Here is a 25,696-nt window from a genome sequence, read left to right as displayed (position 1 = left end):
TTACGAAGCCTCTTGTTGTTGATCCCCATCTGCTCAACCCCTTATGCAAGGGGCCCAGCGAGACATTGGGACCTAAAGAGCAAGCATGATGCCAAGCCCACGCTTCGATTCAGCTTCGCGATAAAAATTAACGCAATTAATTATAAGATTTCCGAATGCACGCTTGCAGCATTGCGTTTATGTCTAGTGCATCACGTAATGAGTGGGAATATGTCTAAAACTGCAGTACATTGCATGCACCTAAAAGAGGCGACTTTCGGCGGCGCCATCGGCCAAAAGAAAATGCCCGCCCTGGTGAGGGCGGGCATTTGATCGAGTCTCTAAAAAATAGGCTCTTGCTGTTCAGATTTTAGGCTCGCCCGTCCGCGCGATAAGAAATTTTAGTCATCGCCACCATCGCCAGGGCTGATCTCAACCGGCACCTCGAAGGTCAAGGCGGAGCCCGGCATATTGCTGTTGAAAGCCGGGAAATGCGCCTCACGCGCATGGTCCAGCGCGGTCTTATCAATCAGCGGATTGCCGCTGGAGCGCACCAGGCTGACGGCGATGACCCGGCCGCTCGGATCGACCTCGATCTTGATCACCGCCGTTCCCGACAGCCCCATCTGAGAAATGCCTGGCGGCACGCTTTGATTGGCCTGGATGATCGCGTGCATGGTGGCGCCGTAGGGGCCGATGCCGCTGGTCGGCGCCGCGGCCGGAGGGGCCGGATGCGGGGGCGGCGGGGCCGGCGTGGCGCGCACGGCCGGCTGCGGCGGTTGCGGCTTTGGCGGCGCCGGGGTGTGATGCACCACCGGCCGCGGCGGCGGCGGCTTGATGACGTGATGCACCGGCGGGGGCGGTTTCGTCGCCACCACGATCTTGCTCGGCACCGGCGGCGGCTTCGGGATCACCGCCGGCACCGGCTTGGGCGGGGGCACGATTTTCGGCGGCGGCGGCGGTGGCGGCTTGGGTTGTGGCAGGCTGGTCAGGCTGGCCTGCGTCACCTGGATGGTTTGTGGAACGGTTTTCGGCTTTATGCCGAGCGTTACCCATAAAGCCGCCAGGGAGATCAAGGCCACCAGGAGGATGGCTATGATCGTGGCCTGGGGCAGGCCGAGTTCCGGCGCCTCCCAGTCTTGGCGGTGCCGATCAATCGCTGCGTGCAAGTCCGCGTCCTTATCTTTGTGAGGCCCTCCGGAGAAGGGCCGGGATTGGCAATAGGCAGCACGCCCAGGAAGAGCGATGGCCCGCGGCAATACAATGCAAATTTTGTGCCGCGCCTGCGCCCTTGCATCCGGTCTGTTCCAATCGAGCCTTGGCGGGCGGTGGAAACGGTAATGGCACCGCGCTGCGCCAGCGCCCACATGATATTGCCACGCCGCATCGCCCGGCCCATCCTGGCCCACGCCCAGCCGAAACAGGAGCCCTGAATGTCCGACCCGAAACCCGTTCTGCTGCTCACCGGCGCCAGCCGCGGCATTGGCCATGCCACGGTGAAGCTGTTTCAGGAGCGCGGCTGGCGTATCCTCACCGTCTCCCGCCAGCCTTTCTCACCGGAATGCCGTTGGCCAAATGCCAGAGAGAGCCATCTGCAAGCGGACCTTGAGGATCTGGGCAGCATTGCCGCCTTGGCCGAGGCGGTCCGCGCCCGGCTGGATGGCGGCAAGCTGCATGCTCTGGTGAATAATGCCGGCATCTCGCCGAAAGGCCCGGAGGGAGGGCGCATGGGGGTGATCGAGACGGATGCCGCGCTCTGGACCAAGGTGCTCAACGTCAACCTGGTCTCCACCGCCCTGCTCGCCCGGGCATTGTTGCCGGAGCTGGAGCGCGCCCGGGGCTCCATCGTCAATGTCACCTCCATCGCCGGGTCGCGGGTGCATCCGTTTGCCGGGGTCGCCTATGCCGCGTCCAAGGCGGCGTTGGCCGCGCTCACCCGCGAGATGGCGCACGAGTTCGGCAGCCGTGGGGTGCGCGCCAACGCCATCGCGCCCGGCGAGATCAGCACCGCCATCCTCTCCGAAGGCACGGATGAGCTGGTCGATGCGGAAGTGCCGATGAAACGGCTGGGCACCCCCACGGAAGTAGCGCAGACCATCCATTTCCTTTGCACCGATGCCTCCTCCTACGTGAATGGGGCTGAAATCCACATCAATGGCGGCCAGCATGTTTAGAGCAATATGTGTTTAGATTGACGCGGCAGCGTCAAGATAAACACATGAAATTGCTCGCCAACATCAAAATTAGAGCCTCAAGCTAAAAGCTTGAGGCTCTAGGCTACACGGGCTTGCACAAAAAACCCCGCCATTGGCGGGGTTTTTCATTCAGCGCTGGCTTTCAGCTCAGCCGCATTTCGACCAGCCGCATTGCACGCAGCTCAAACAGCCCGCTTCGCGTACCAGTCCGGGCTGGCTGCATTTGGGGCACAGGCTGCCCAGCGCGGTGCCGCTGGCTGGCGTCACCGCCTCGGCGCGCAGCTTGCCATAGGCCGGCTCGTCATCCGGCAGGGTCAGGAAACCGGTCTCAATCATATGCCGCTCGATCACATCACCAATCGCCGCCACCAGAGACGGCACATAGCGCCCCTGCGCCCACTGGCCGCCGCGCGGGTCGAAGACCTGCTTCAGCTCCTCGGCCACGAACGCCACCTCGCCGCCACGACGGAATACCGCCGAGATCATCCGGGTGAGCGCCACCACCCAGGCATAATGCTCCAGATTCTTGGAGTTCACGAACACCTCGAAGGGCCGGCGCACGCCGTCCTGCTCGATATCGTTGATGGTGACATACATCGCATGCTCGCTGTCGGGCCAGCGCAGCTTGTAGGTCGCGCCCAGCAGCCGGTCGGCGCGGTTGAGCAGGCCCAGCGGGTCGTCCAGTAGCTTCGGCGCGGCCGGCGTCGGGGCGGGAGCAGCCGCCGGGGTGGGCGCGGAAACCGAGAGTACCGAGCCGGTCACGTCGTTCGGCCGGTAGGTGGTGCAGCCTTTGCAGCCGCTGCGATAGGCATCGAGATACACCTCCTGGAAGGCCTCGAAGCTGATATCGGCCGGCACGTTCACGGTCTTGGAAATCGCGCTGTCCACATGCTTCTGCACGGCGGCCTGCATGCGCACATGCTCGGCCGGCTCCAGATCCTGCGCGGTGACGAAATAATCCGGCAGCACCGCCTCGGCGCCGAATTTCTGGCGGTAAAGGCGCAGCGCGTAATCCGTCACCTCTTCCTCGCGGCGCGAGCCATCGCGCTGCAGCACCTTGCGGGTATAGGCCAGGGCGAACACCGGCTCCACGCCGGAAGAGACGTTATCCGCCACCAGCGAGATCGTGCCCGTCGGCGCGATCGAGGTGAGCAGCGCGTTGCGGATGCCGTTCGCGGCGATGGTGTCGCGCACCTCTTCATCCAGCCCGGAAATCGTCTCGCCGGCCAGATATTTGGCCTCGTCATAAAGCGGGAAGGCGCCTTTCTCGGCGGCGAGATGGGCGGAGGCCAGATAGGCGGCGCGCTCCACCTGGCGGGCCCATTCGCTCGCCTGGGCGGCGGCTTTTTCAGTGCCGTAGCGCAGCCCGCACATCATCAGCGCGTCGGCCAGGCCGGTCATGCCCAGCCCGATGCGCCGCTTCGCCTCGGCCTCCTTCGCCTGCGCCTCCAGCGGGAAGCCCGAGGCGTCGATGGTGTTGTCCATCATCCGGATGGCGGTGCCGACCAGCTTGGCCAGCTCCGCCTCATCGATATGCGCGCCCGCTTCAAACGGGTTGCGCACCAGCTTGGCGAGATTGATCGAGCCCAGCAGGCAGGCGCCGTAAGGCGGCAGCGGCTGCTCGCCGCAGGGGTTGGTGGCGTTGATCGTCTCGCAATAATAGAGGTTATTGCGCTTATTGATCCGGTCGATGAAAATCACCCCCGGCTCGGCATAATCATAGGTGGCGCGGGTGATCTTGTCCCACAGCTCACGGGCCTGCACGGTGCGGTAGGTCTTGCCGTCGAATTTCAGGTCCCAGGGCGCATCCGCCTGCAATGCGGCCATGAAATCGTCGGTCACCAGCACGGAGCAGTTGAAATTGCGCAGCCGCCCAGGCTCGCGCTTAGCGGCAATGAAATCCTCCACATCCGGATGGTCGCAGCGCATCACCGCCATCATCGCGCCACGGCGGGCACCGGCGGACATGATGGTGCGGCACATCGAATCCCATACATCCATGAAGGAGAGCGGGCCGGAGGCGTCGGCGCCAACCCCGCGCACCAGCGCGCCTTTCGGGCGTAGCGAGGAGAAATCATAGCCGATGCCGCCGCCCTGCTGCATGGTCAGCGCCGCCTCGCGCAGATGCGAGAAGATCATGCCCAGATCATCCTCGATGCGGCCCATCACGAAGCAGTTGAACAGGGTCACGCGGCGCGCGGTGCCGGCCCCGGAGAGGATGCGCCCGGCGGGGATGAAGCGGAAATCCTGCAGCGCCTCGAAGAAAGGCTGCTCCCAGCGGGCCGGCTCTTTCTCGACTTCGGCCAGCGCCCGGGCAACACGGCGCCACATATCCTCGACCGTCAGGTCGATCGGTGTGCCGGTCTCATCCTTCAGCCGGTATTTGGAATCCCAGATCTGCGCGGAAATCGGTGCCATGCTCTCCAATATGGAACGCTTGCTGGTTTCTGACACCGTAAAATCCGCCGGAATATCCATGTCGCTTGCTCCCATCTGGCATATCCGCGCCGAGAGGCGGCGCGGAGACTCGCGTGAGGCCACACCATAGCTCGGCCTATATCGCGTCGCCAACACTAGATGTTGATTTTGCGGTAGAATTATCTGCGTCTGACTGCCCTTTTTAACTTGACGGCGACAACGCGGCGCGGAATAGAATTTTTGCCCGCGTAAGGGCTCGAGGCTTAGATCCTCGACCGCCGGTCCAGCTCCGGCGCCGTCGCGTAAAAGGCTCGTTTATCGGCATACATGGCGCTATCCGCGCGCTGAATCGCCGCCTCCAGCTTTTCGCCGGCCTTGCAAACCGCCATGCCGACGGAGAGAACCAGCCGAGTCTGGGTGGAATGGAACTGATTATTCAGCTCGGTCACCCGTGCCAGATCGCTCAGCACCGCCTGGGCCTCCGGCGCGCTCTTGCCCGGCAGCAGGATCACGAACTCATCCCCGCCAATGCGCGCCGCGCAGCCGGGCTTTTCCACCACCTGGGTCAGAATCTCACCGATCCGGCGCAGCATCGCATCCCCGGCGGCATGGCCGGATTCGTCATTCACCTGCTTCATGCCGTTGAGGTCGATCAGGATCACCGAGACCGGGAACGGCCCCTTGCGCTCCAGCCGGTTTACCTCATCCATATAGAAGCTGCGGTTATACAGACCGGTCAGCACGTCATGCTTGCCGAGATATTCGAGATAAGCCTCGGCCTTCTTGCGGGCGGTGATGTCGGTGAGCGAGACCAGCACTTTCGACCAGTCCTTCTCATGCCCCGGCATCACCGAGAATTGCAGAATCAGGTTCAGCGCCTCGCCATCCAGCCGGTAATTCAGCACCTCGCGCTCATGGCGCAGCCGGCCGTCCCACAACGCCACCAGCTGCTCGGCGAAAAACCCGCGCATCTCGTCGCGGAACACCTCATCCAGCCGCGCGAGCAGATCCGCCTTGTCGCGCGCCTGAAACAGCCTGAGCGTGTGAAGATTCACATCCAGCACATGGATATCCAGCATGCACATCTCGACGAAATCCGGATGCACATCGATGAAGGTGCGGAAATCGACGATGCCGCGATGCCGCAGCTCGTCCAGCCGGGCCTTGATCAGGCTGAAATTCTCAAACCAGAGCGAGACCGGCGAGTCATTGAACATCGCCCGCGCCTGCAGCTCGCTGGCCTCCAGCTCCCGGCGCGCATCCTCCTGGGCCGAGACATCCTCGATGGCGACGATCACCCGCGACCAGCTCTGCGTCTCATCCGGTAGAATCCGGCCATTCACGCGGATATCGATCCGTGTCCCATCCAGCCGGTAATTCATCGTGGTGGTGGTGAACCGCGTCTGGCCGCGCCAGATCTGCAGCAGCTCCTGGGCATAGGGGGCCAACGCATCGTCACGAATGATCACGGCGAGATGCGCCGTCAGCTCCGCAAGGGTTTTCGCCCCAGCATATCCAAAGCGCTTTGATTGACCCGCAAAATCTTGATCGAATGGGCGCAGCGCTTGACCTCATCAGGATGCGCGGCCAGGTAGGCTTCGAGATCCTCTATGCCCTCCCTGCGCCACGCCGCCATGATCAGCTTGAGGGCGCTGAGATCCTCCTCCCACAGCGCGACGGGCATCAATTCGAAATAATCGCCAGAATGGCGGTCGGGCAGCGCGGACATGGAAACTCATTCCCAAATTCCCGCGACAACGTCAAAGCCTGACAGCGACAGGAGGGCTGCCTCAGCTCCGCAGCAGCCATTGGCAGATCATGCACGCCACCGTGGCGGCGATCGCCGTGGCAAACGCCCCCCAGGCGAGATCGGCCAGGGTGATCACACTCGGCCAGCCCCGCATCGTCGCCTGATTGGTCAAATCGTAGGTGGCATAGGCGATCAGCCCGAAGACCGCGCCGCGCCACAGCGCCATCGCCGGGCGCGGCGAGGGCAGCACCGCGAAGATGACGATACCGGCGACATAGAGCCCGTAGAAGATGATCGCCGGCGCCGGCCGGACCTGCTCCGCCAGCAGCCCGCGCAGCAAGGGCTTGTAGAGCCTGGGCCCCATCTGGCTCAGCCAGACCGCATCCAGCCCAGAAACACCAACGCGCTCGTCAGATAAGCCAGACCGAAGACTTTCACCCGCGCCCCCTCTCAGCCCTGCAATTCATAAAGCCCGACATCGACGCTGCCGGTGAGAAATCCCGCCTCGCAATAGCAGAGGTAATAATCCCAGAGCCGGCGGAACCGCTCATCGAAGCCCTGCCCCTCCAGCGCCGGCCAGGCGGCGGTAAAGCGCTCCCGCCACGCCGCCAGCGTACGGGCATAGGAGGCGCCGAAATGCCGCACCCGGCCCGGCGCCAGCCCCGCCGCGCGCGCCTGCGCCGCGATCTGCGCCTTGGCCGGCAGCATGCCGCCGGGGAAAATATGGCTCTGGATGAAATCCGGACTGCGCCGATAGGCCGCGAAGCGTTCGGCGGCGATGCTGATCACCTGCAACACCGCCTTGCCGCCCGGCTTCAGGCGCTGGCGCAAGGTCTGGAAATAGCCGGGCCAATAGGCCTCGCCCACGGCCTCGAACATCTCCACCGAGACGATGCGGTCATAGCGCCCGGCCTCGTCGCGATAATCGCGCAGCACCAGCTCCACACGCTCCTCCAGCCCGGCATCGCGGATTACTTGCTGCCCCCAGGCCAGCTGCGCCGGGGAAATCGTCAGTCCGGTCACCTTCGCCCCCTGCTGGCCCAGATGCCGCGCCAGAGCGCCCCAGCCGCAGCCGATTTCCAGCACGCTCTGTCCCGGCTCAACCGCCAGCCACCCGGCGATCAGCGCCAGCTTCGCCGCCTGCGCCGCCTCCAGCGTCGCCGCGCCGCCCTCATACAGGCCGGATGAATAGAGCATGCTTTCATCCAGCCAGCGCGCGAAGAAGCCATTGCCGAGATCGTAATGCGCCATGATGTTGCGCCGCGCGCCGGCCTTGCTGTTGGCCCGGCGCTTATGGCGCCACCCTTGCAGCGCCCGCAGCGGCGCGGAGAGCGCGCCTTCCGCCTGGCCGCTGAAATTCAGATTGCAGATCTGCAGCAGCGCGCTGAGATCCGGGCTGCTCCAGCCGCCATCGATATAGGCATTGGCGAAGCCGGTATCGCCCTCAAGCGCCAAAGCCCGCAGCAGCCGCCAATCATGCAGCACCAGCCGCGCCTGCGGCCCGGGCAGATCCCCCTGCACCTCCAGCCTGTGCCCTTCGGGCGTCACGCAGACCAGCCCGCCATAGCGCAACCCCGCGATGGCACGGCGCAGCAAGGCGGTTCTCCAGCCGCGCCGGCTGTCGGCACGGATCATGGCGGGCTGAACGATGTCACTCATGCGCGTCTCCTGGAACGGCTATAGCCCTGGCTGATCTCGTCACGGGGCGCGGCCGGACGCGGCCGCAGCCCGATCCCCTTGCGCCAGATCTTCAACGCTTCCCAATGGATGGCGGCCAGCACCTTCAGCCCCGCCCAGGGCTGGGCCAGCACCAGCCGCAGCAGCGCGGCATCGCTCAGCGCCACCCGGCGCCCGGCCATGGTGGCGCGCAGCATCACCCCTTGCGCATCGGCCACGGCGATATGCAGCCCCAGCGCGGCGCCGGGCGGCTGCAAGGTGAAGCTGTAGCGCAGCCCCATCTCCATGAAGGGCGAGACGTAAAAAATCTTCTCCGCCCCTTGCCGGATGGCGCCGTCCTGCTCCGTCACCGGGCAGAGATAGCTATGGCGCTGGCCGAAGGTATTATTGACCTCATACAGCACCGCGCGCAGCGCTCCCTCAGAATCATGGCACAGAAACAGGCTCAGCGGGTTGAAGCCCAGCCCGAGGATGCGCGGCATCGCGAGCAGCGTAATCCGCGCCGCCCCCGCCTGCAGCCCGGCCGCGGCGAGATGGCGCTCCACCCAGCCCCGCAAATTCCTGGTGCCGTCGCCATGGTCGGTCTCGCGGAAGCTCACCAGATTGAAGCGTCCGCGCGAAAACAGGCGCAGGCGCGGCATCGCATCGATATCCAGCAGCAGATACGGCACCTGGTAGGCCAGGCTGTGCTGGCGCGGCCGGGTGCGGGTATGGGTGACCCAGACCGGATAGAGCGCGTTCACCTGGCCACCTCGAAGGCGGGCCGCAGCGCGATGCGGGCCGATTCGCCCTGCACGTTCCAGGGCCGGCGCGGCGCCCCCAGCGCTTCCGCCACCGCCAACCCCGCCTGCAGCCCGTCCTCGTGAAACCCCGCCCCCACCAGGCGCCGCAGAACCAGGTCCGGCGCAGCCCCTGTATCTCCCAGATCCGCGCCTGCGCACGCAGCGCCGCGACGTCGAAGACCGGGTGGGTGAAGATTTGCCGCAGCGCCACGTCGCGCAGGGCGCGGGTCGGGTTGAGGGTGACGAACCAGTCCCGCCCCGCCAGGCCCTGCAAGCGGTTCATCCAGTAGGTCACCGCCACATGCGCCTCGCCGCCCGTATAGTTCCAGGCGGCCCAGGCGGCGCGGCGGCGCGGCATTGCCGCCGCATCGCCATGCAGCACCACCTCGTTCGCCGTGGTGCGGAAACTGCCCAGGATCTGCGCCTCCGTGGCGCAGGGATCCGCCAGCAGGGCGAACGCCTCGTCCGCATGGCAGGCCAGCACCGCCTCGTCGAACCCCTCTTCCGATCCATCCGCCAGGCGCAGCACCACGCCGCCCGGCAGGCGCCGCAGCTGCGCCACGGCTTGCCCCGCCCGCACCTCGCCCGCGAACGCCGCCCGCAACTTGGCGACATAAGCCTGCGAGCCGCCCGCCACGCTGCGCCAGACCGGGCGGCCGGTGAGCTTCAACAGCCCATGATTTTCACAGAACCGGATGAAGGCACTGGCCGGCAGATCCCCCGCCGCCCCCGCCGGGCAGGACCAGACCGCCGCGATCATCGGGTAGAGATGGTCCTGCAGAAACGCCTCGCTATAGCCGCCATGGCGCAGATACTCGCCCAGGCTTACCCCGGCCAGGGCGGCGGCGTCTCCCGGCGCGCGCTTATAGAAGAGCAAAATCCCCCGCAACATCGACCAGAATCGCGGCCGCAGCGCATTGGCCGGTTGCGCGAACAGCCCGCGCAGATCCGTCCCCGCATATTCCAGCCCGCCTTCGCGCAGCGACACCGAGAAGGACATATCCGTCGCCCGCGTCTCAACCCCCAGATGCGCGAACAAGGCGGTGAGATTGGGGTAGGCCGGCTCATTATAGACGATGAAGCCGGTATCGATCTTCGTACCCTCGACCTCGACCGTATGGCTGTGCCCGCCCAGCCGGGGCAGCGCCTCGAACAAGGTGACATCATGCGCGCGCGACAGCGCCCAGGCGCAGGACAGGCCGGAAATCCCAGCCCCGATCACAGCGATACGCCGGCGCCCGGCAGGAGAAACAATCGCGTCCATGTTTTAAATACGCCGTCCGCGGGGTTTCGGATCAACCGGCTTGATCCAATTTAGACAACGTATCGTATAATGGTTTGTGAATGCTTTTGCTCCTCCTTCTGCTGCCCGCCGCGCCCCGCCGCAGGCCCTGCCGGTGAACCAGGCCGGCAGCCCCGCCCGGATGCGGCGACCTTGGCGGCCTTGATCCGCCGGGTCGCCACCGCGCGCGACAAACAGGCCTTCGCGGCTTTGTTCAAGCATTTCGCCCCCGGGTGAAATCCTTCCTGCGCCGCGCCGGCATGGAATCTGGCGCGGCCGAGGAGGTGGCGCAGGAGGTGATGATCCTGCTCTGGCGCAAGGCGGAGCATTTCGACCCCAGCCGCGCCGGCGCCGCCACCTGGGTATTCGCCATCGCCCGCAATGCGCGCATCGACCATGCCAGGCGCGCCAAGGGCCTGCCCCCGCAACCCGAGCCGGAGCCCGAAGCGGCGCCCTCGGCCGAAACCCTCACCCTCGCCGCCGAGCAGGCCGCCCGCCTGCGTGGCGCCATCGCCGAACTCGGCCCTGAACAGAAACAGATCGTGCAGCTCTTCTTCTTCTCCGATACCCCCCACGCCGCCATCGCCAGCGCGCTCGATCTGCCGCTGGGCACGGTGAAATCCCGTATCCGCCTGGCCATGGCCAAGCTGCGCTCCAGCCTGGGAGAGGTGCCGTGATCCTGCACCATCCCAGCCCGGAGACGCTGTTGGCCTACGCCGCCGGCAGCCTGCCCGCCGGCCAGTCCCTGGTGGTGGCGGCGCATGCCGAGGGTTGCCCGCATTGCCGCGCCGAAATCGCCCGGCTGGAGGCGCTCGGCGGTGAGATGCTGGAGGACATGCCGCCGGAGTCCCTGGCGTTGGATGCCTTCACCGACACGCTGGCGCGGCTGGACCAGCCCGCGCCACGCAGCCCGGCTTTGCCCCGCCAGGCGGATCTGCGCCTGCCTGCCGGCACCCTGCCGCGGATTCTGGCCAGTGCCGAGATCAGCCGCTGGCTCTGGGTGGCGCCGGGCGTGCGCTATAGCCGCGTGCGCCTGCCCTGGGCGCCGAAAGATAATGTCATGCTGCTGCGTGTGGCGGCGAATAAGCGCGTGCTCGCCCACAGCCATGGCGGCGCCGAATTCACCCAGGTGCTGCATGGCGATTTTCATGACGAAACCGACCGCTACGCCGCCGGCGACCTCATCGAGGAAGACGAACACACCAACCACCAGCCCCATGCCGGGGACCAAGGCTGCCTCTGCCTCGCCTCGCTGGACGGGGCTTGCGCCTACCCTGGCTCACCCGGCTGATCAGGAGATCCGCATGACCGCATTCGCCGCCCGCCTCTCCGCCCTTGCCGAGCGCGCGCCGCTGCCGGATGCGCTGATCGGTCTTGGCATCAACCGCCTGGTGGCGCGCACCAGACGGGCGCTGGACCAGGCCCCGCCGTCCGGCGCCAGCTTCGCCGCCGGCATGGCCGCCTTTCCCATCGCCGCCCATGCCAGCACCGCCAATGCCCAGCATTACGAGATCCCGGCCGAATTTTTCGCCCTCTTCCTCGGCGAACGGCGCAAATATTCGAGCTGCCTCTACCCGACCGGCCGCGAAACGCTGGACCAGGCCGAACTGCACGCGCTGGAGGAAACCATCGCCCATGCCGGCCTCGCCGACGGGCAGGAGATTCTGGAGCTGGGCTGCGGCTGGGGCTCGCTCAGCCTGTTCATGGCGCAGCGCTTTCCCGGCGCGCGCATCGTCGCCGTCTCCAACTCTGGCTCGCAGCGCCAATATATCGAAACCGAAGCCGCCGCGCGTGGGCTCGCCAATCTGCGCGTCATCACCGCCGACATGAACGAATTCTCCACCGATGCGCGCTTCGACCGCGTCGTCTCCGTGGAAATGTTCGAACATATGGCCAATTGGCGCGCCCTGCTCACCCGCGTGCGCGGCTGGCTGAAGCCAGAGGGACGGCTGTTCATCCATGTCTTCGCACATGAGCGCCAGCCTTACCGCTTCGACCATGAGGATGAGGCCGACTGGATCGCCCAGCATTTCTTCACCGGCGGCATCATGCCCAGCCATGATCTGATCACCCAGTTCCCGGATTTGTTCACGCTGGAGCGGGACTGGCGCTGGAATGGCAGGCATTACGCCCGCACCGCGAAACACTGGCTGCAAAATTATGATGCGCGGATCGGCGAGGTCCGGAAAATTCTCGCCGCCACCTACGGCGCCGAGGCGCCGCTCTGGGAACGCCGCTGGCGGCTCTTCTTCCTCGCCACCGCCGGGCTATTCGGCCATGCCGGCGGCAAGCCCTGGGCGGTGAGCCATTATCTGCTGGCGCCCACCGCATGATCCTCTGCCTCTATGCCGGGCTGGCGGTGACGCTGGCCATGGTGGCGGGGTGGTTTCTGCAACGGGCTTTGCACAATGCCGGCTGGGTGGATGTGGTCTGGACCTTTTCCACCGGCCTCGCCCTGGCCGGCGTGGCGCTGGCCGCCCCCGGCGCGCTCTGGCGCCATGCGCTGTTGGCCGGGCTGATGCTGGTCTGGTCCTTGCGGCTTGGGCTGCATGTGGCGCTGCGAGTCGCCAGCGGGCCAGAGGATGCGCGTTACGCGCAGATGCGCAAGGATGCTGGTGCAGGCTTCCAGAAACAGATGGCCTGGCTGATGGCCGGCCAGGGACCGGTCTCCGGCCTGCTCTCGATCAGCCTCTATCTCGCCGCTGCCCAGCCCGATCCAAGCGTGCGCCCCGGCGATGTACTGGGCGTGCTGATCCTGCTGCTCTGCCTTGGCGGCGAAGCTTTGGCCGATGCGCAGCTGCGCGCCTGGCGCGCCCGCCAGACCAGCCCTGGCGGCATCTGCGAGGAGGGTCTCTGGCGCCTCTGCCGGCATCCGAATTATTTGTTCGAGGCGCTGCTCTGGCTCGCCTTCCCGGCGATGGCGCTGAGCACCCGCCCGCTCTCCTGGCTTTCCTTCATCGCCCCGGTGCTGATGTTCCTGGTGCTGCGCTTTCTCACCGGCGTGCCGCCGCTGGAGGCCTCGATGCTGGCGCGGCGGGGGAGGCCTACAGAGCCTTTCAGGCGCGGACGACGGCGATGTGGCCGCGTCTTCCGTGGGGAGTATTTGAAAAAACTCCCCATACCCCAAAAACTTTTAAGACTTATAGGTGCCTACCGCGTCGCCGGCATTCAGAAACGCGCCCTCCTTGGCGATGCGCTGAAAGATGCCGTCGCGCGGCGCGGTGATCTGCACCTCCATCTTCATCGCTTCCATCACCGCCAGCAGCTCGCCTTCCTTCACATCGGCACCATCCTCAACCTTCCAGGCCTGGACGCTGCCGGCAATCGGCGCCGGCACTTCGTTGGCGGCACGCCCCGCTTCCTGCGGCGCGGCCGTACCCGGTTGCGCCATGCCGGCCAGAAAACTGCGCGGCAGGCCGATCTGATGGCGCTTGCCATCGATCTCCAGCGGCAGCCGCACCAGCTCTTCCTCCACCGGTGCCGGACGCGGCGCGGGCTCGAATTCGCCGGTGAAATCCGTCTCGATCCAGCGTGTATGCACGGCGAATCCGTCATCGCCGGCAAAATCCTCATGCGCCACCACGGCGCGATGGAAGGGCAGCACCGTCGCCACCCCCTCGATCTTGAATTCCGCCAGCGCCCGCCTTGCCCGTTTCAACGCCTCGGCGCGCGTCTTGCCGGTGACGATCAGCTTCGCCACCAGCGAATCATACTGGCCGGGGATGATCGAGCCCGAGACCACGCCGCTATCCAGCCGCACGCCCGGCCCGGAGGGCGGCAGGAAGGCGGTGATCTTGCCCGGCGTCGGCAAAAACCCTTTCGCCGGATCCTCGGCATTGATGCGAAACTCGAACGCATGGCCCCGCGGGCGCGGCGTTTCGGTAATGGACAGGTTTTTGCCCTCCGCCACGCGGAACTGCTCGATCACCAGATCCACCCCTGCGGTTTCCTCCGTCACCGGATGCTCCACCTGCAGGCGGGTATTCACCTCCAGAAAGGAAATCATCCCGTCCTGGCCAAGCAGAAACTCGACCGTACCGGCATTGGTATAGCCGGCGGCGGCGCAAACGCGCTTCGCCGCATCCTCGATGGTCGCACGCTGTTCATCGCTAATGAAGGGCGCCGGCGCTTCTTCCACCAGCTTCTGGTTGCGCCGCTGCAGCGAGCAATCGCGCGTGCCCAGCACCACCACATTGCCATGCGTGTCAGCGATGATCTGCGCCTCGATATGGCGAGGCTTATCCAGGAAGCGCTCCAGAAAACACTCGCCGCGCCCGAATGCCGCCACCGCCTCGCGCACGGCGGACTCGTAAAGCTCCTTCACCTCATCCAGCCTACGCGCCACCTTCATGCCGCGCCCGCCGCCGCCATAGGCCGCCTTGATCGCCATCGGCAAACCGTGCTGCTTGGCAAAGGCCAAGGCTTCATCGCCGCTTTCTACCGGCCCATCGCTGCCCGGCGCCAGCGGCGCGCCGACCGATTGCGCGATCCTGCGGGCTGAAACCTTATCGCCCAGCGCGTCGATCACCTCCGCCTCCGGGCCGATCCAGATCAGCCCCGCCGCCTTCACCGCGCGCGCGAATTCGGCCCGCTCGGAGAGGAAGCCGTAGCCCGGATGCACCGCATCCGCCCCGGCGCGCTTGGCAACCGCCAGCAGCTTTTCGATATCAAGATAGGTCTCAGCCGGCTTCGCCCCGCCCAGCGCGTAGGCTTCATCGGCCATGCCGACAAACAAAGCCTCCGCATCCGGGTCTGAATACACCGCAACGGAGCCCACACCATAATCCCGGCAAGCCCGGATGATGCGCACCGCGATTTCACCGCGATTGGCGATCAGGATTTTTTTCATGACTTTAGGCCCTCCGCCCATTCGGCGTGATTTCTGAAAATGCCTTCAACGGCTTGAAACGAATTTTTGCCCCTACCGGAACCTGCCCGGCGAGGTCGAGATGATAGTCAGCCACCGCGCCGATGACCGGGTAGCCGCCGGTCAGCGGATGATCGGCCAGGAACAAAAGCGGCTTGCCGTTGGCCGGCACCTCCACCGCCCCGGTCACCGTGCCTTCACTGGGCAATTCCTCGGTGCGGCAGCGCTCCAGCACAGCCTCACCATCCAGCCGGATGCCGACGCGGTTGGATTGCGGCGTTACCACCCAGGCCTCGGTGGCGAGCCTCTCCAGCGCCTCAGCCGTGAACCAATCCGGCCGCGGCCCCATCACCAGATCGAGCGTGACCTCATCCCCGGCTTTCGGAAATTCAAAGGCTGGTGCTTCATCCAGCGAAACCGCCCGCAGGCCGGAGGCTGGTTTCAGCTTCAGCGTCTGCCCCGCCTGCACGGGGCGGGGCCGACAATCGCCAGCGTATCCGTCGCCGCACTGCCGAGGATGGTCTCCACCTCAAACCCGCCGCGCACGGCGAGATAATAGCGCATCCCCGCGCCGGGGCGGCCAGGCTCACCACATCCCCCGGCTCCAGCGCGATCGGCGCATACGGGCTGGGCGAAAGCCCCTGACCGGCGGCTGTACGAATGGAAATCCCGCACGGCGCGCCGGTCAGCGCAATCACCGCCGCCTCTTGCACGCGGAAGGAAAATCCGCCCCCCATCAACTCCAGACAAACCGCGCTCTCATCATTGCCGACAACGCGATTGGCGGCCTTGAACGCGCCGCGATCCAGCGCGCCGGAAGCGGACACACCCTGCCCGGTCTGCCCGAAGCGCCCGAGATCCTGAAACAAAGGCGGCAGCGGTGCTGAGAGAATTTTGAAGGCGCCGCCTGCATCGACCGCAACAGCCTCGGCAACGGCCGCAACCTGAACCTGCGTCTTCACCTTCGCCAGATCGGTAAAGCGCACCTGATAGCCTGGCTGAAAATAGGCCGGCGGATTGCGGCCAATATCCCACATCTTCACCGGCGTGGTGCCGATGATCTGCCAGCCGCCAGGGCTGTTCTGCGGATACACGCCGGTGAAGGTCCCCGCCAGCGCCACCGACCCCGCCGGGATCCGCGTGCGCGGGCTCTTGCGCCGGGGCACCTGCAAGGCAGGATCGCCGCCAACCAGATAGCCGAACCCCGGCGCGAACCCGCAAAACGCCACCATGTAGGTGGCCGCGCTATGGCGGCGGATCACCTCCTCCACCGAAAGCCCGGTGATGGCGGCAACCTCTTCGAGATCCTCGCCATCGTAACGCACCGGCACCTCCACCAGCGTCGCCTCGCGCGCCAGCGGCGCCACCAGGTCGCGCGCCGCGACACCGGCGGCAATCTCCTCGGCGCTGGTCTCCTCCGGGGCGAAGCCGATCATCAGCGTGCGCGCCGCCGGCACCAGCTCCTTCATCCCCGGCAACGGCACGGCCTGCAGCGAGGCGAGCAGCGCCAGCGTCTCGTCCAGATCATTCAGCTCAACCAGCAGGGTGGTGAGATTAACGGGGAGAAATCGGATCATGGTCTCAGGCGTGGTAGGCTGAGTCGGGAATATCGGTGATGAACATGTGGCCGGGCGCGTGGGTGATGGCAAAGGGCACGCCAGAGGCCATGACCACCGCTTGCGGCGTAACCCCGCAGGCCCAGAACACCGGCACCTCCCCAGGCGCGATGCGCACCGCGTCACCGAAATCAGGCCGCGCAAGATCCGCGATGCCGATTGCCTCGGGCATGCCCACATGCACCGGCGCGCCATGCACGGCGGGGAAACGTCCGGAAATGGTGGCGGCCTCAGCAACCCGCCCCCCGGAATCGGCCGCATGGAGACCACCATATTCCCCCGCAACCGCCCGGCCGGGCGGCAGGGCTGGTTGGTGAGATACATCGGCACGTTGGTCTTGTCCGTCATGTGGCGGATCTCGATGCCGGCCTCCACCAGTGGCGTTTCAAAGGTGAAGCTGCAGCCGATGAGAAACGCGACAAGATCGTCCCGCTCCGCCCAGGCGCGGCTGGCATCCGGGGTTTCCTCGGCCAGCTTGCCGTCGCGCCAGATGCGGTAGAGCGGCAAATCCGTGCGCAAATCGGCGCCGGGGGCAAGCGCGGTTGTCGGCACGCCGGGGTCGGAGACATCCAGCACCGGGCAGGGCTTGGGGTTGCGCTGCGCGAAGAGCAGAAAGTCAAACGCCCAGTCGCGCGGCAGCACGATCATATTCGCCTGGGTGAACCCGGGGGCGACGCCGGAGGTCGGCGCCACCTGCCCGGCCCGGTAGGCGGCCCGTGCCTGGTGCGCGGCGCTTGCATCCGTATGTGACAAAAACGCTTCTGGGGTCATCATCGCGGCTCCTCAGGCGGTGCCGGCGAAGGCGCGGACGCCAATCGATTCGGCCTGGAAAAGGGTGCGGATTTCACGCGCCATCGTCACCGCCCCGGGGCTGTCGCCATGGACACAGATGGACTGCGCCTCGATGCGGATTTCAGTACCATCCTGCGCGGTGACGAGGCCGGTGCGCACGAAATTGAGCATACGCCGCGCCACCTGCGCCGCATCATGCAACACCGCGCCAGGCTCACGCCGGGAGACGAGCAGCCCCTCCCGCGTATAGCCGCGATCCGCGAAAACTTCGCCGACAACCTGCAACCCTTCGGATTTCGCCAACTCCAGAACCGGCGTCCCCGCCAGCCCCATCAGCACCAGCGCCGGGTCGATCAGCTTGATCGCCTTGATCACCGCCAGCGCCTGACGCTCATGGTTGGCGATATGGTTATAGAGCGCGCCATGCGGCTTCACATAGCGCACGCTGGTTCCCGCCGCTTTCGCAATCCCCTGCAGCGCGCCGATCTGATAGATCACATCGCCGATCAGCTCCTCAGAGGTCACATCCATATCGCGCCGGCCAAAGCCGACACGATCCGGGTAGGAGACATGCGCGCCGATCGCCACCTTCATCGCGGCGGCTGTCTGCACCGTCTTCAGCAGCCCCGCCGGATCGCCGGCGTGAAACCCGCAAGCGACATTGGCGCTGGAGACGATTTCGAGCATCGCCTGGTCATCACCCATCTTCCAGGCGCCATAGCCTTCGCCCAGATCACTGTTCAAATCGATGCTGACCATGCGTGTCTCCTGTAACGTTTTTACTTACCGAGGAAGGCGAAGATCGGCCCGACCGACTTGTAGGCCATATACCATGTCAGCAGGCAGACCAGCACGCCCAGCCCCAGCAGCCAGCGCGGATAGTGATAGCCGCCCATCAGCTTCTTGCAGGCCACGGCGGCGAACAGGAAGATGGAGAGGCCCACCGGCAGCACCAGCCCGTTCAACCCGCCGACGAACACCAGCATTGCCGCCGGCGTAGTCTTCATCAGCTCAAAGCAGAGCAGCGAGAACAGGATGAAGCCGACAGTGGCGAAATTGCGATGCCGCTCGGTCATGTCTTTCTTGAAGGCGGTCACGAAGGTGACGGAGGTATAGCCCGCCCCGATGATGCTGGTCATCGCGGAGGCCAGGAACACCGCGCCGAAAATGCGGTAGCCGATCGGCCCGCAGGAGGCGAGGAAGGCCTGGCCGGCGGGGTTGGCATCCTTGCCGGAGAAGGTGATGACGGTGCCCGTGGCCACCACGCCCAGCACCGCCAGGAACAGGATGTAGCGCATCACGCCGGTCACCAGAATGCCGGTGATCGCCGCCTTGTTCGCCTCGGCAATATGCTCGGGTCCGACAGCGCCTTTATCCAGCAGCCGATGCGCGCCGGCATAGGTGATATAGCCGCCCACCGTGCCGCCGACGATGGTGGTGATGGTAGCGAAATTAATGTGATCCGGCATGATGCTCTGGCGCAGCGCCTCACCCACCGGCGGCGCTGCAACCACGCAGGCATAGAGCACCAGCGCCAGCTTCACCGCACCGGCCACCAGCACCACGCGGTCCATGGCAATGCCGGCGCGCTTGGAGAGGAAGATGATAATCGCGACGATCGCCGCGGCCGCGCCGCCAATCTTCGGGTCCATATCCACCAGCGCGTTCAGGCCCAGCCCGGCGCCGGCGATATTGCCGATATTGAAGAACAGGCCACCGACGATGATCAGCACCGCGAGCAGATAGCCCGAGCCGGGAATGGCGGCATTGGCGATATCCGCCGCGCGCATGCGGGTGATCGTCACCATGCGCCAGATATTCGCCTGAATGACGAAATCGATGATGATGGAGGCCAGGATGGCGAAGGCGAAGGCCGCCCCCATCTTCGCGGTGAAGGTCGCGGTCTGGGTGATGAAGCCGGGCCCCACCGCCGACATCGCCATGATCATGATCGCCGCAATATAGCCCTTGCGCCGGGCTGCCGGGCTCAAGCCCGATTGTGGAATTGTCACCTGCGCCATCACACTCTCCCTTTATTTACGCCGCCCAGCCCAATGCTGTCCTACAAAACCTGCCGCAGGAAAGATCAAACCGTCAACATTGTTCAACAATTTTATTTGATCATCCTACGATATGGAGGAATAATTGGTCAACCATTGAATGTTTCTTGAACAAACCGCACGCTGCTGATGCAATTTCTTGCTGCACCGCAAAATCCTCGCCGCGCCGGCGTCTGGCGAGGCGCCGTGGCATCGGCTAAGCACAGCCCATGGAGAGGCGGCCACATCGCCGCCGCCAAAGGATAAAAGACCGGAAATGGACCAGGATCTCGCGCTGCCGCTGCCCCAGAAACTCGCCAATCAATTGCGCGAGGGGTTGATCGGCGGCGCCTTCACCCCCGGTCAGCGCCTCTCCGAACAGGCTTTGTGCGACGAGCTCGATGTCTCCCGCAACACGCTGCGCGAGGCTTTCCGGCTGCTCACCAAGGAGGGCTTGCTGGAGCACAAGGCCAATCGCGGCGTCTTCGTCACCACCCCCAGCATTGCCGCGGTGATCGATATTTATCGCGTGCGCCGGATGCTCGAATGCCCGGCTCTGGCGCACGCCTATCCCAACCATCCCGCCGCCGCGCGTATGCGCGCGGCCGTGCAGAGCGCGCGCGCCGCCCGCCAGCGTCTGGATTGGCGCGAGGTCGGCAGCGCCAATATGCGCTTTCACACCGCCATCGTTGAGCTGGCGGATAGCGAACGCCTCAGCGGCTTCTACGCCCAGGTCTCGGCGGAGCTGCGTCTGGCGTTTTTCCTGCTCGATGATCCCGAGCTGCTGCATGCGCCCTATGTCGATATGAACGAGGCGATCATATCCTTGCTGGAACAAGGCCGGCCGGCCGCCGCCGCCGCCTCGCTCGAGACCTATCTCAACCAGTCGGAGCGGACGATCCTGGCCGCCCTGGCCCGGCGCGCGGCGGCTTAATCCAACCGTGACCAGGGGGCGGCGCCGAAGGCCCGCGCCAGCTCCTCCAGCAGCACCCTTACCCGTGCCGGGCGCAGCGGCCCGGGCGGGGTGAGCAGGTTCAGCGCCACCGGCGCCACCTCCCACCCCGGCAGCATCTCTTCCAGGCGGCCCTGCGCGAGATCCTGCCAGACCATGAAATCCGGCTGCAGCGCCATGCCCTGCCCGGCCAGCAGCGCGCCGCTCAGCACATCCGCATTATTCGCCCGCAACCGCCCTTGCACCGGCACCGCATAGTCGCCCAGCCGCTCATGCTGAAACCGCCACAGCCCCGGCTGCGCGATATTCGTATAAAGCAGCGCCTGGTGCTGCTGCAGCTCACGCGGATGGCTGGGCCGGCCATAGCGGTCGAGATAGGCGGGGCTCGCCACCAGCGGCCGGCGCACCGTGCAAAGCCTGCGCCCCAGCAGCGACGAGTCGGACAAGGCCGCGATCCGCAGCGCCACATCGAAGCGCTCCGCCACCAGATCCACCTGGCTGTCACTGAGCGAAAGCTCGATCTCCAGCTGCGGATAGCGCGCCAGAATCTCCGGCAGCAACGGGGCAAGATGCCGCACCCCGAAGGACATCGGCGCCGCCAGGCGCACCAACCCGCGCGGCTGCTCGCTCTGCGCCGCCGCCTCGGCCTCCGCCGCCTCGCCCTCGGCCAGAATCCGCTGTGCCCGCGCCAGCGCCTCCTGCCCGGTCTGGGTGAGGGAGAGCCGGCGTGAGGTGCGATGGAACAAGCCCGTCCCCAGCCGCCGCTCCAGCCGGGCGATGGCCTTGGAGATGGTCGGGTGCGACAGCCCCAGCTCCCGCGCCGCGCCGCTGAAGGAGCCGCGCGCCGCCACCTTCGCGAAAATCGCCCAGGCCTCGAAATCCGGCATCGCCATATTGAAACTTTCGGAACAGATGATGTTCGATCATTTCTATTTTATCGAAATCTGTCCAGCTCTATCTCTCGCTCATACCAAAACGGGGCGCGGCCCCGAGGAGCACAACATGATCGAGCATCGTCCCTTCAAATCCCTTGGCGGCGCCAACCATGGCTGGCTGGACGCCAAGCATCATTTCTCTTTCGCCGGCTATCACGACAGCGCGCGCATGGGCTGGGGCCGGCTGCGGGTCTGGAATGACGACCATATCGAAGCCGGCGCCGGCTTTCCGCCGCATCCGCATGAGAACATGGAAATCATTACCTATGTCCGCAAAGGCGCCATCACCCATCGCGACAATCTCGGCAATCACGGCCGCACCGAGGCCGGGGATGTGCAGGTGATGTCGGCTGGCACCGGCATTACCCATAGCGAGTTCAATCTGGAAAACGAGGCCACGGAACTGTTCCAGATCTGGATCCTCCCTTCCAGCCGCGGCCATGCGCCGAGCTGGGGCACCCGGCCTTTCCCGAAGGATGGGCGCGAGGGCAAATTCGTCACCCTGGCCTCGGGCTTTGCCGAGGATGCGGAGGCGCTGAAAATCCACGCCGAGGCGCGGCTATCGGGCGGCACGCTGAAAAAAGGCGATCGCGTCAGCTATGATCTGACGCCCGAGCGCCACGCTTATCTGGTGCCGGCGACGGGTAAGGTGAGCGTGAATGGGCTGACGCTGAATGAGCGCGATGGCGCGGCGATCACCGGTGAGACCAGCATTACCATCGAGGCGCTGGAGGATGCGGAGCTGGTGTTGGTGGATGCCGCGTAAAAAGTTGGGGGCTTTGGCATGTGTTGCCAAAGCCCCAGCGGTCTGAAGCCCTTTTTGAAAAAAGGGCTTCACCCCAAAAACTTTTATTTCATCGTCGGCATGGCGTATTCCGCGCCTTTGCGGATGCCGGTCGGCCAGCGCGAGGTGATGGTCTTCAGCCTGGTATAAAACCGCACCCCCTCGCGGCCATGGATCGCATGGTCACCGAACAGGGAGCGCTTCCAGCCGCCGAAGGAATGGAACGCCATCGGCACCGGGACCGGCACATTCACCCCCACCATGCCGGCCAGAACGCCGGTGGTGAAGGCCCGCGCGGTATCGCCATCGGAGGTATAGATGACCGCGCCATTGCCGAACTCATGCTTGTTCACCAGATCCAGCGCCGCCGCGAAGCTGGGCTGGCGCACCACGCTGAGCACCGGGCCGAAAATCTCGTCCTTATAGACGCTCATCTCCGGCGTCACATGGTCGAGCAGCGTCGCGCCGGTGAAATAGCCCTGCTCATTGCCCTGCAAGGTCAGGCCGCGCCCATCCAGCACCGCCTTGGCGCCTTCCTCAAGGCCCTTGGCGATATAGCCCTCGACCTTCTCCTTGTGCTGCGCCGTGACCAGCGGGCCCATCTCGGCCTCCTTGTCGCTGCCCGGCCCGATCTTCAAGGACCGTGCCCGCTCGGCGATCTTCTGCACCAGCGGCTCGGCCACCGGGCCAACCGGCACGGCCACGGACACCGCCATGCAGCGCTCGCCGGCGGAACCGTAGGCCGCGCCCATCAGCGCATCCACCGCCTGGTCCAGATCCGCATCCGGCATCACCACCAGATGGTTCTTCGCCCCGCCCAGCGCCTGCACGCGCTTGCCGGCCTTGGTGCCGGTGGCATAGACATATTCGGCGATCGGCGTGGAGCCGACGAAGCTCACCGCCGCGATGCGCGGATCATGCAGCAGCTGCTCCACAACATCCTTGTCACCATTCACCACATTGAACACGCCATCCGGCAGGCCCGCCTGCTGCAACAGCTCGGCCATACGCAGCGCGGCGGAGGGCACCTTCTCCGAGACCTTCAGCACAAAGCTGTTCCCGCAGGCCAGCGCCACCGGGAACATCCAGAGCGGCACCATCGCCGGGAAGTTGAACGGGGTGATGCCCGCGCACACGCCGAGCGCCTGGCGCACGCTGTAGCTGTCGATATTGGTGCCGACATTCTCGGAATACTCGCCTTTCAGCAGATCCGGAATGCCGCAGGCGAACTCAACCACCTCAACGCCGCGCGTCACCTCGCCCAGCGCGTCGGAAAACACCTTGCCATGCTCGGAGGAGATCAGCTCCGCCAGCTCCTTGGCGTGGGTCTCCAACAGATCCTTGAACTTGAACATGATCCGCGCCCGGCGCAGCGGCGGCGTCGCGGCCCAGGCCGGGAAGGCGGCGGCGGCGGCGGCGATGGCGGCCTCCACCTCATCCTTGGTGGCGACGGCGACCTGCTTGCTCTGCGCCCCGGTAGCGGGGTTGAAAACCGGCAGGCTGCGGGACCCGGCGCCCGGAACGGGCTTGCCGTTGATAAAATGACCAAGCGTTTGCATCTGGCGCTCCTTTGTTGAGCCGGGGCTCATACGCCGCGGCCGTCCTTGATTGACGGCGAATATGAAACACCAATTCCATTTAATCCGCAAGAACAGAATTTAAATTCTGTTTGTATCTAGGGATTTTGAATTCTCCCTTCTAAAAATGGAATTTTCGTTCTACAAATCAGCTTCCATTCCATAATCGAGCCCGATGTCCGCTTCCTCCTCCGCCGCCCGCGCAGCTTCTCCGCCCTGCGTGAAACCTTGCTCACCCGCCAGCCCGGCCTGCCCAAGCGCCTGGCGCAGGTGGCCGCCTTTGCGCTGGAGAGGCCGGATGAGATGGCGCTGGGTACGGTGGCCGAACTCGCTGTCGCCGCCGGGGTGCAGCCCTCGGCGCTGATCCGTTTCGCGCAGACACTCGGCTATTCCGGCTTCTCGGAATTACAGCAGGTGCTGCGCGACCGGCTGCGCGAGCGCTGGCCGGATTACCAGGAGCGGCTGGTGAAATTGCAGGACGAGACCGGCCCCGGCTTTGATTCCGCGCCGATGCTCGGAAAACTCGTCGAGACATCCATACACTCGCTCAACCGCCTCGCCGGCTCGGTGGCGCCGGGCTCGTTCGACAAGGCGGTGGAGGGTCTGGCGCAGGCGCGGATGATCTATCTGCTCGCCCAGCGCCGCACCTTCCCGGTCGCCGCCTATCTCTCCTACATGCTCGGCAATCTCGGCGTGGCGCATATGCTGCTGGATAATGTCGGCGGCATGGTGGATGTGCAGGCCGCCAGCGCCGGTGCCGAGGATGTAATGCTGGCGATCAGCTTCACGCCCTACGCGCCAGCGACGGTGCAGATCGCCGCGCAGGCGGCGGGGCGCGGCGTGCCGATCGTCGCCATCACCGATTCCGCCTTCTCCCCCATCGCCGCCCTCGCGCAATCCTGGCTTGAAGTGGCGGAGGCCGATCTGGGCGCCTTCCGCACCCTCTCGGCGACGATGGCGCTCTCCATGGCGCTGGCCCTGGCCACGGCGGAGCGCAAGCGGGGTTAGCTGCTCTCGCGGATATTGAGGGTAAAGCCGAGATCCTCACAGCGCGTCGGCGGCTCGCGCCCGGCCATCAGCTCCAGCAGCATCGCGGCCGCCCGCCGCCCCACCTGCTCGCGCGGCGTCGCCACGCTGGTCAGTGCCGGGCTGGTCCAGGCCGAGGCCGGCAGATCGTTGAACCCGGCGATCGCCAGCCGCCCTGGCACCGCCAGGCCAAGGCGCTGCGCTTGAAACAACGCGCCCTGTGCCAAATCGTCATTGCAGAAAAACAACGCATCGAGCGCGGGGCGCGCCGCCAGCGCGTCCTGCAGCAGCTTTGCCCCCAACCCCACCGAGGAGCGCTCCGGCACCATCAGTTCATAAGGGGCGGCCTGCCCCGCCGCCAGCACGGCCTGGCGGAACCCGGCCCGCGGGCGATGGTCCGCGGGTCCAGCTGTGCCGCGACAAAGCCCAGCTTGCGATAGCCGCGCGCCAGGAAATGCCGGGCAATCGCGGCACCGCCCTGCTCCTGTGAAAATCCGACCGAGTAGGCGCCGGGCTGCCCGTTCAGCTCCATCATATGCACCGCCGGCAAGGCCTGGCTTTGCAGCAGCTGCAGCGTGGCGGGCTGATGATCGATGCCGGTCAGCAGCACCCCGTCGGGCCGGAAGGCCAACAGGCCGCGCAACAGCCGCAGCTCCTCGGCGGCGGAATAGAGCGTCGTGGCCATGATCATCTGATAGCCGTGTGGGGAGAGCACCTCGTCGATCCCCGCCAGCATTTCCACGAAGACGGTGTTGGTGATCGAAGGGATCAGCACCGCCACATTCATCGACCGGGCCGAGGCCAGGGCGCTCGCCGCGCGGTCCGGCACATAGCCGAGCTTGGCCGCGGCGGCCTCGATTCGGGCCCGCAAGGCGGGGCTGACCTGGCCGCCACTGCGGAAGACCCGCGAGACGCTGATCATACTGGTCCCGGCCTGCGCCGCCACATCCTGCATCGTCACACGCCCCGTCATCGTGGTGCGCGGTTTACGCCCGGCCATTTTTTCGTCTCCTGATTCCGAAGCG

21 protein-coding genes and 3 pseudogenes are annotated in these 25,696 nt (G+C 65.6%); 8 read left to right on the top strand and 16 right to left on the bottom strand.

Annotation, left to right across the window (positions count from 1 at the left end):
- Positions 1–380 precede the first annotated feature (380 nt).
- Positions 381–1,148: an energy transducer TonB family protein gene (locus GT370_RS19280; RefSeq protein ID WP_270183580.1), complete on the bottom strand. Its 768-nt coding sequence runs from the start codon at positions 1,146–1,148 to the stop codon at positions 381–383.
- A gap of 264 nt (positions 1,149–1,412) precedes the next feature.
- Between GT370_RS19280 and GT370_RS19275 the strand changes: the two genes are divergently transcribed.
- On the top strand, positions 1,413–2,153 hold the full coding sequence (locus GT370_RS19275; RefSeq protein ID WP_008495393.1) for an SDR family NAD(P)-dependent oxidoreductase: 741 nt from the start codon (positions 1,413–1,415) through the stop codon (positions 2,151–2,153).
- A 168-nt stretch (positions 2,154–2,321) separates the two neighbouring features.
- Here GT370_RS19275 and GT370_RS19270 read toward each other — a convergent pair whose 3' ends face one another.
- The 7 genes and pseudogenes from GT370_RS19270 to GT370_RS21050 all read right to left on the bottom strand — a co-directional run.
- Positions 2,322–4,592, bottom strand: a complete 2,271-nt coding sequence (locus GT370_RS19270; protein WP_039885624.1) for an adenosylcobalamin-dependent ribonucleoside-diphosphate reductase — start codon at positions 4,590–4,592, stop codon at positions 2,322–2,324.
- A gap of 263 nt (positions 4,593–4,855) precedes the next feature.
- Positions 4,856–6,061 carry a sensor domain-containing diguanylate cyclase gene (locus tag GT370_RS19265; protein WP_270183579.1) on the bottom strand — a complete coding sequence of 402 codons (1,206 nt, stop codon included), beginning with the start codon at positions 6,059–6,061 and terminating at the stop codon, positions 4,856–4,858.
- A gap of 14 nt (positions 6,062–6,075) precedes the next feature.
- The gene (locus GT370_RS19260) at positions 6,076–6,321 is read right to left on the bottom strand and encodes a hypothetical protein (RefSeq protein WP_270183578.1); all 246 of its coding nucleotides are present in this window, start codon (positions 6,319–6,321) and stop codon (positions 6,076–6,078) included.
- A 61-nt stretch (positions 6,322–6,382) separates the two neighbouring features.
- Positions 6,383–6,706 (bottom strand): DUF2177 family protein, encoded by a 324-nt coding sequence (locus GT370_RS19255; RefSeq protein WP_270183577.1) that lies wholly within the window; start codon positions 6,704–6,706, stop codon positions 6,383–6,385.
- Positions 6,707–6,792: 86 nt separating this feature from the next.
- Positions 6,793–8,001 (bottom strand): SAM-dependent methyltransferase, encoded by a 1,209-nt coding sequence (locus GT370_RS19250; protein ID WP_008495389.1) that lies wholly within the window; start codon positions 7,999–8,001, stop codon positions 6,793–6,795.
- Complete coding sequence (locus GT370_RS19245; protein WP_270183576.1) at positions 7,998–8,762, bottom strand: DUF1365 domain-containing protein; 765 nt, start codon at positions 8,760–8,762, stop codon at positions 7,998–8,000. The genes GT370_RS19250 and GT370_RS19245 overlap by 4 nt, the downstream gene beginning before the upstream one ends.
- 553 nt (positions 8,763–9,315) lie before the next feature.
- Positions 9,316–10,065: pseudogene (locus tag GT370_RS21050) on the bottom strand (NAD(P)/FAD-dependent oxidoreductase); the annotation flags it as partial.
- 251 nt (positions 10,066–10,316) lie between these two features.
- On the opposite strand from GT370_RS21050, the gene GT370_RS19235 reads away from it, so the two are divergent.
- The 4 genes and pseudogenes from GT370_RS19235 to GT370_RS21755 form a co-directional block, all read left to right on the top strand.
- Positions 10,317–10,760: a sigma-70 family RNA polymerase sigma factor gene (locus tag GT370_RS19235; RefSeq protein ID WP_270183575.1), complete on the top strand. Its 444-nt coding sequence runs from the start codon at positions 10,317–10,319 to the stop codon at positions 10,758–10,760.
- Positions 10,757–11,374, top strand: coding sequence for a ChrR family anti-sigma-E factor (locus tag GT370_RS19230; RefSeq protein ID WP_270183574.1), 618 nt, complete (start codon positions 10,757–10,759; stop codon positions 11,372–11,374). The genes GT370_RS19235 and GT370_RS19230 overlap by 4 nt, the downstream gene beginning before the upstream one ends.
- A 13-nt stretch (positions 11,375–11,387) precedes the next feature.
- On the top strand, positions 11,388–12,416 hold the full coding sequence (locus tag GT370_RS19225; protein WP_008495382.1) for an SAM-dependent methyltransferase: 1,029 nt from the start codon (positions 11,388–11,390) through the stop codon (positions 12,414–12,416).
- Positions 12,413–13,066 (top strand): annotated as a pseudogene (locus GT370_RS21755) (DUF1295 domain-containing protein); the annotation flags it as partial. The gene GT370_RS19225 and the pseudogene GT370_RS21755, both read left to right, overlap by 4 nt.
- Before the next feature lie 150 nt (positions 13,067–13,216).
- Here GT370_RS21755 and GT370_RS19215 read toward each other — a convergent pair.
- The 4 genes and pseudogenes from GT370_RS19215 to GT370_RS19190 all read right to left on the bottom strand — a co-directional run bounded on the left by GT370_RS19215 (position 13,217) and on the right by GT370_RS19190 (position 19,379).
- Entirely contained in the window at positions 13,217–14,932 is a 1,716-nt protein-coding gene (locus tag GT370_RS19215) for an acetyl/propionyl/methylcrotonyl-CoA carboxylase subunit alpha (protein ID WP_008495380.1), read from the bottom strand.
- Between the two features lie 4 nt (positions 14,933–14,936).
- Positions 14,937–17,214, bottom strand: a pseudogene (locus GT370_RS19210) (D-glutamate cyclase family protein).
- 135 nt (positions 17,215–17,349) lie between these two features.
- Positions 17,350–18,117 carry a LamB/YcsF family protein gene (locus tag GT370_RS19195; protein ID WP_008495377.1) on the bottom strand — a complete coding sequence of 256 codons (768 nt, stop codon included), beginning with the start codon at positions 18,115–18,117 and terminating at the stop codon, positions 17,350–17,352.
- Between the two features lie 20 nt (positions 18,118–18,137).
- Positions 18,138–19,379 carry an NRAMP family divalent metal transporter gene (locus GT370_RS19190; protein WP_008495375.1) on the bottom strand — a complete coding sequence of 414 codons (1,242 nt, stop codon included), beginning with the start codon at positions 19,377–19,379 and terminating at the stop codon, positions 18,138–18,140.
- 295 nt (positions 19,380–19,674) lie between these two features.
- Between GT370_RS19190 and GT370_RS19185 the strand changes: the two genes are divergently transcribed.
- The gene (locus GT370_RS19185) at positions 19,675–20,331 is read left to right on the top strand and encodes a GntR family transcriptional regulator (protein ID WP_026439786.1); all 657 of its coding nucleotides are present in this window, start codon (positions 19,675–19,677) and stop codon (positions 20,329–20,331) included.
- Here GT370_RS19185 and GT370_RS19180 read toward each other — a convergent pair.
- Positions 20,328–21,236, bottom strand: a complete 909-nt coding sequence (locus tag GT370_RS19180) for a LysR substrate-binding domain-containing protein (RefSeq protein WP_442865468.1) — start codon at positions 21,234–21,236, stop codon at positions 20,328–20,330. The two genes, GT370_RS19185 and GT370_RS19180, sit on opposite strands and share 4 nt — an antisense overlap.
- 115 nt (positions 21,237–21,351) lie before the next feature.
- Between GT370_RS19180 and GT370_RS19175 the strand changes: the two genes are divergently transcribed.
- On the top strand, positions 21,352–22,050 hold the full coding sequence (locus GT370_RS19175; RefSeq protein ID WP_008495373.1) for a pirin family protein: 699 nt from the start codon (positions 21,352–21,354) through the stop codon (positions 22,048–22,050).
- 83 nt (positions 22,051–22,133) lie between these two features.
- On the opposite strand, the gene GT370_RS19170 is transcribed toward GT370_RS19175, so the two are convergent.
- Positions 22,134–23,627 carry a CoA-acylating methylmalonate-semialdehyde dehydrogenase gene (locus GT370_RS19170; RefSeq protein ID WP_008495372.1) on the bottom strand — a complete coding sequence of 498 codons (1,494 nt, stop codon included), beginning with the start codon at positions 23,625–23,627 and terminating at the stop codon, positions 22,134–22,136.
- Between the two features lie 246 nt (positions 23,628–23,873).
- Here GT370_RS19170 and GT370_RS19165 point away from each other — a divergent pair, with 246 nt between their 5' ends.
- Positions 23,874–24,653 carry a MurR/RpiR family transcriptional regulator gene (locus GT370_RS19165; RefSeq protein ID WP_270183572.1) on the top strand — a complete coding sequence of 260 codons (780 nt, stop codon included), beginning with the start codon at positions 23,874–23,876 and terminating at the stop codon, positions 24,651–24,653.
- Here GT370_RS19165 and GT370_RS19160 read toward each other — a convergent pair.
- Positions 24,650–25,036: a substrate-binding domain-containing protein gene (locus GT370_RS19160; RefSeq protein WP_270183571.1), complete on the bottom strand. Its 387-nt coding sequence runs from the start codon at positions 25,034–25,036 to the stop codon at positions 24,650–24,652. The genes GT370_RS19165 and GT370_RS19160 overlap by 4 nt on opposite strands.
- Positions 25,000–25,671: a LacI family DNA-binding transcriptional regulator gene (locus GT370_RS19155; protein WP_270183570.1), complete on the bottom strand. Its 672-nt coding sequence runs from the start codon at positions 25,669–25,671 to the stop codon at positions 25,000–25,002. Before GT370_RS19155 ends, GT370_RS19160 begins: the two co-directional genes overlap by 37 nt.
- Positions 25,672–25,696 lie beyond the last annotated feature (25 nt).

This window comes from Acidocella sp. MX-AZ03, assembly GCF_027626035.1.
GTDB lineage: Bacteria > Pseudomonadota > Alphaproteobacteria > Acetobacterales > Acetobacteraceae > Acidocella > Acidocella facilis.
Note: the sequence above shows the minus strand (reverse complement) of the source record. Positions and strands in the feature narration are given on the sequence as shown.

What these genes read in the sequence shown, in the direction of transcription:
- GT370_RS19275 (WP_008495393.1), top strand. Translation starts at nt 1,413, where the DNA reads ATGTCCGACCCGAAACCCGTTCTGCTGCTCACCGGCGCCAGCCGCGGC.
- GT370_RS19270 (WP_039885624.1), bottom strand. Translation starts at nt 4,592, where the DNA reads ATGGCACCGATTTCCGCGCAGATCTGGGATTCCAAATACCGGCTGAAG.
- GT370_RS19260 (WP_270183578.1), bottom strand. Translation starts at nt 6,321, where the DNA reads ATGTCCGCGCTGCCCGACCGCCATTCTGGCGATTATTTCGAATTGATG.
- GT370_RS19255 (WP_270183577.1), bottom strand. Translation starts at nt 6,706, where the DNA reads ATGGGGCCCAGGCTCTACAAGCCCTTGCTGCGCGGGCTGCTGGCGGAG.
- GT370_RS19250 (WP_008495389.1), bottom strand. Translation starts at nt 8,001, where the DNA reads ATGAGTGACATCGTTCAGCCCGCCATGATCCGTGCCGACAGCCGGCGC.
- GT370_RS19225 (WP_008495382.1), top strand. Translation starts at nt 11,388, where the DNA reads ATGACCGCATTCGCCGCCCGCCTCTCCGCCCTTGCCGAGCGCGCGCCG.
- GT370_RS19215 (WP_008495380.1), bottom strand. Translation starts at nt 14,932, where the DNA reads ATGAAAAAAATCCTGATCGCCAATCGCGGTGAAATCGCGGTGCGCATC.
- GT370_RS19195 (WP_008495377.1), bottom strand. Translation starts at nt 18,117, where the DNA reads ATGGTCAGCATCGATTTGAACAGTGATCTGGGCGAAGGCTATGGCGCC.
- GT370_RS19190 (WP_008495375.1), bottom strand. Translation starts at nt 19,379, where the DNA reads ATGGCGCAGGTGACAATTCCACAATCGGGCTTGAGCCCGGCAGCCCGG.
- GT370_RS19185 (WP_026439786.1), top strand. Translation starts at nt 19,675, where the DNA reads ATGGACCAGGATCTCGCGCTGCCGCTGCCCCAGAAACTCGCCAATCAA.
- GT370_RS19180 (WP_442865468.1), bottom strand. Translation starts at nt 21,236, where the DNA reads ATGCCGGATTTCGAGGCCTGGGCGATTTTCGCGAAGGTGGCGGCGCGC.
- GT370_RS19175 (WP_008495373.1), top strand. Translation starts at nt 21,352, where the DNA reads ATGATCGAGCATCGTCCCTTCAAATCCCTTGGCGGCGCCAACCATGGC.
- GT370_RS19170 (WP_008495372.1), bottom strand. Translation starts at nt 23,627, where the DNA reads ATGCAAACGCTTGGTCATTTTATCAACGGCAAGCCCGTTCCGGGCGCC.
- GT370_RS19155 (WP_270183570.1), bottom strand. Translation starts at nt 25,671, where the DNA reads ATGGCCGGGCGTAAACCGCGCACCACGATGACGGGGCGTGTGACGATG.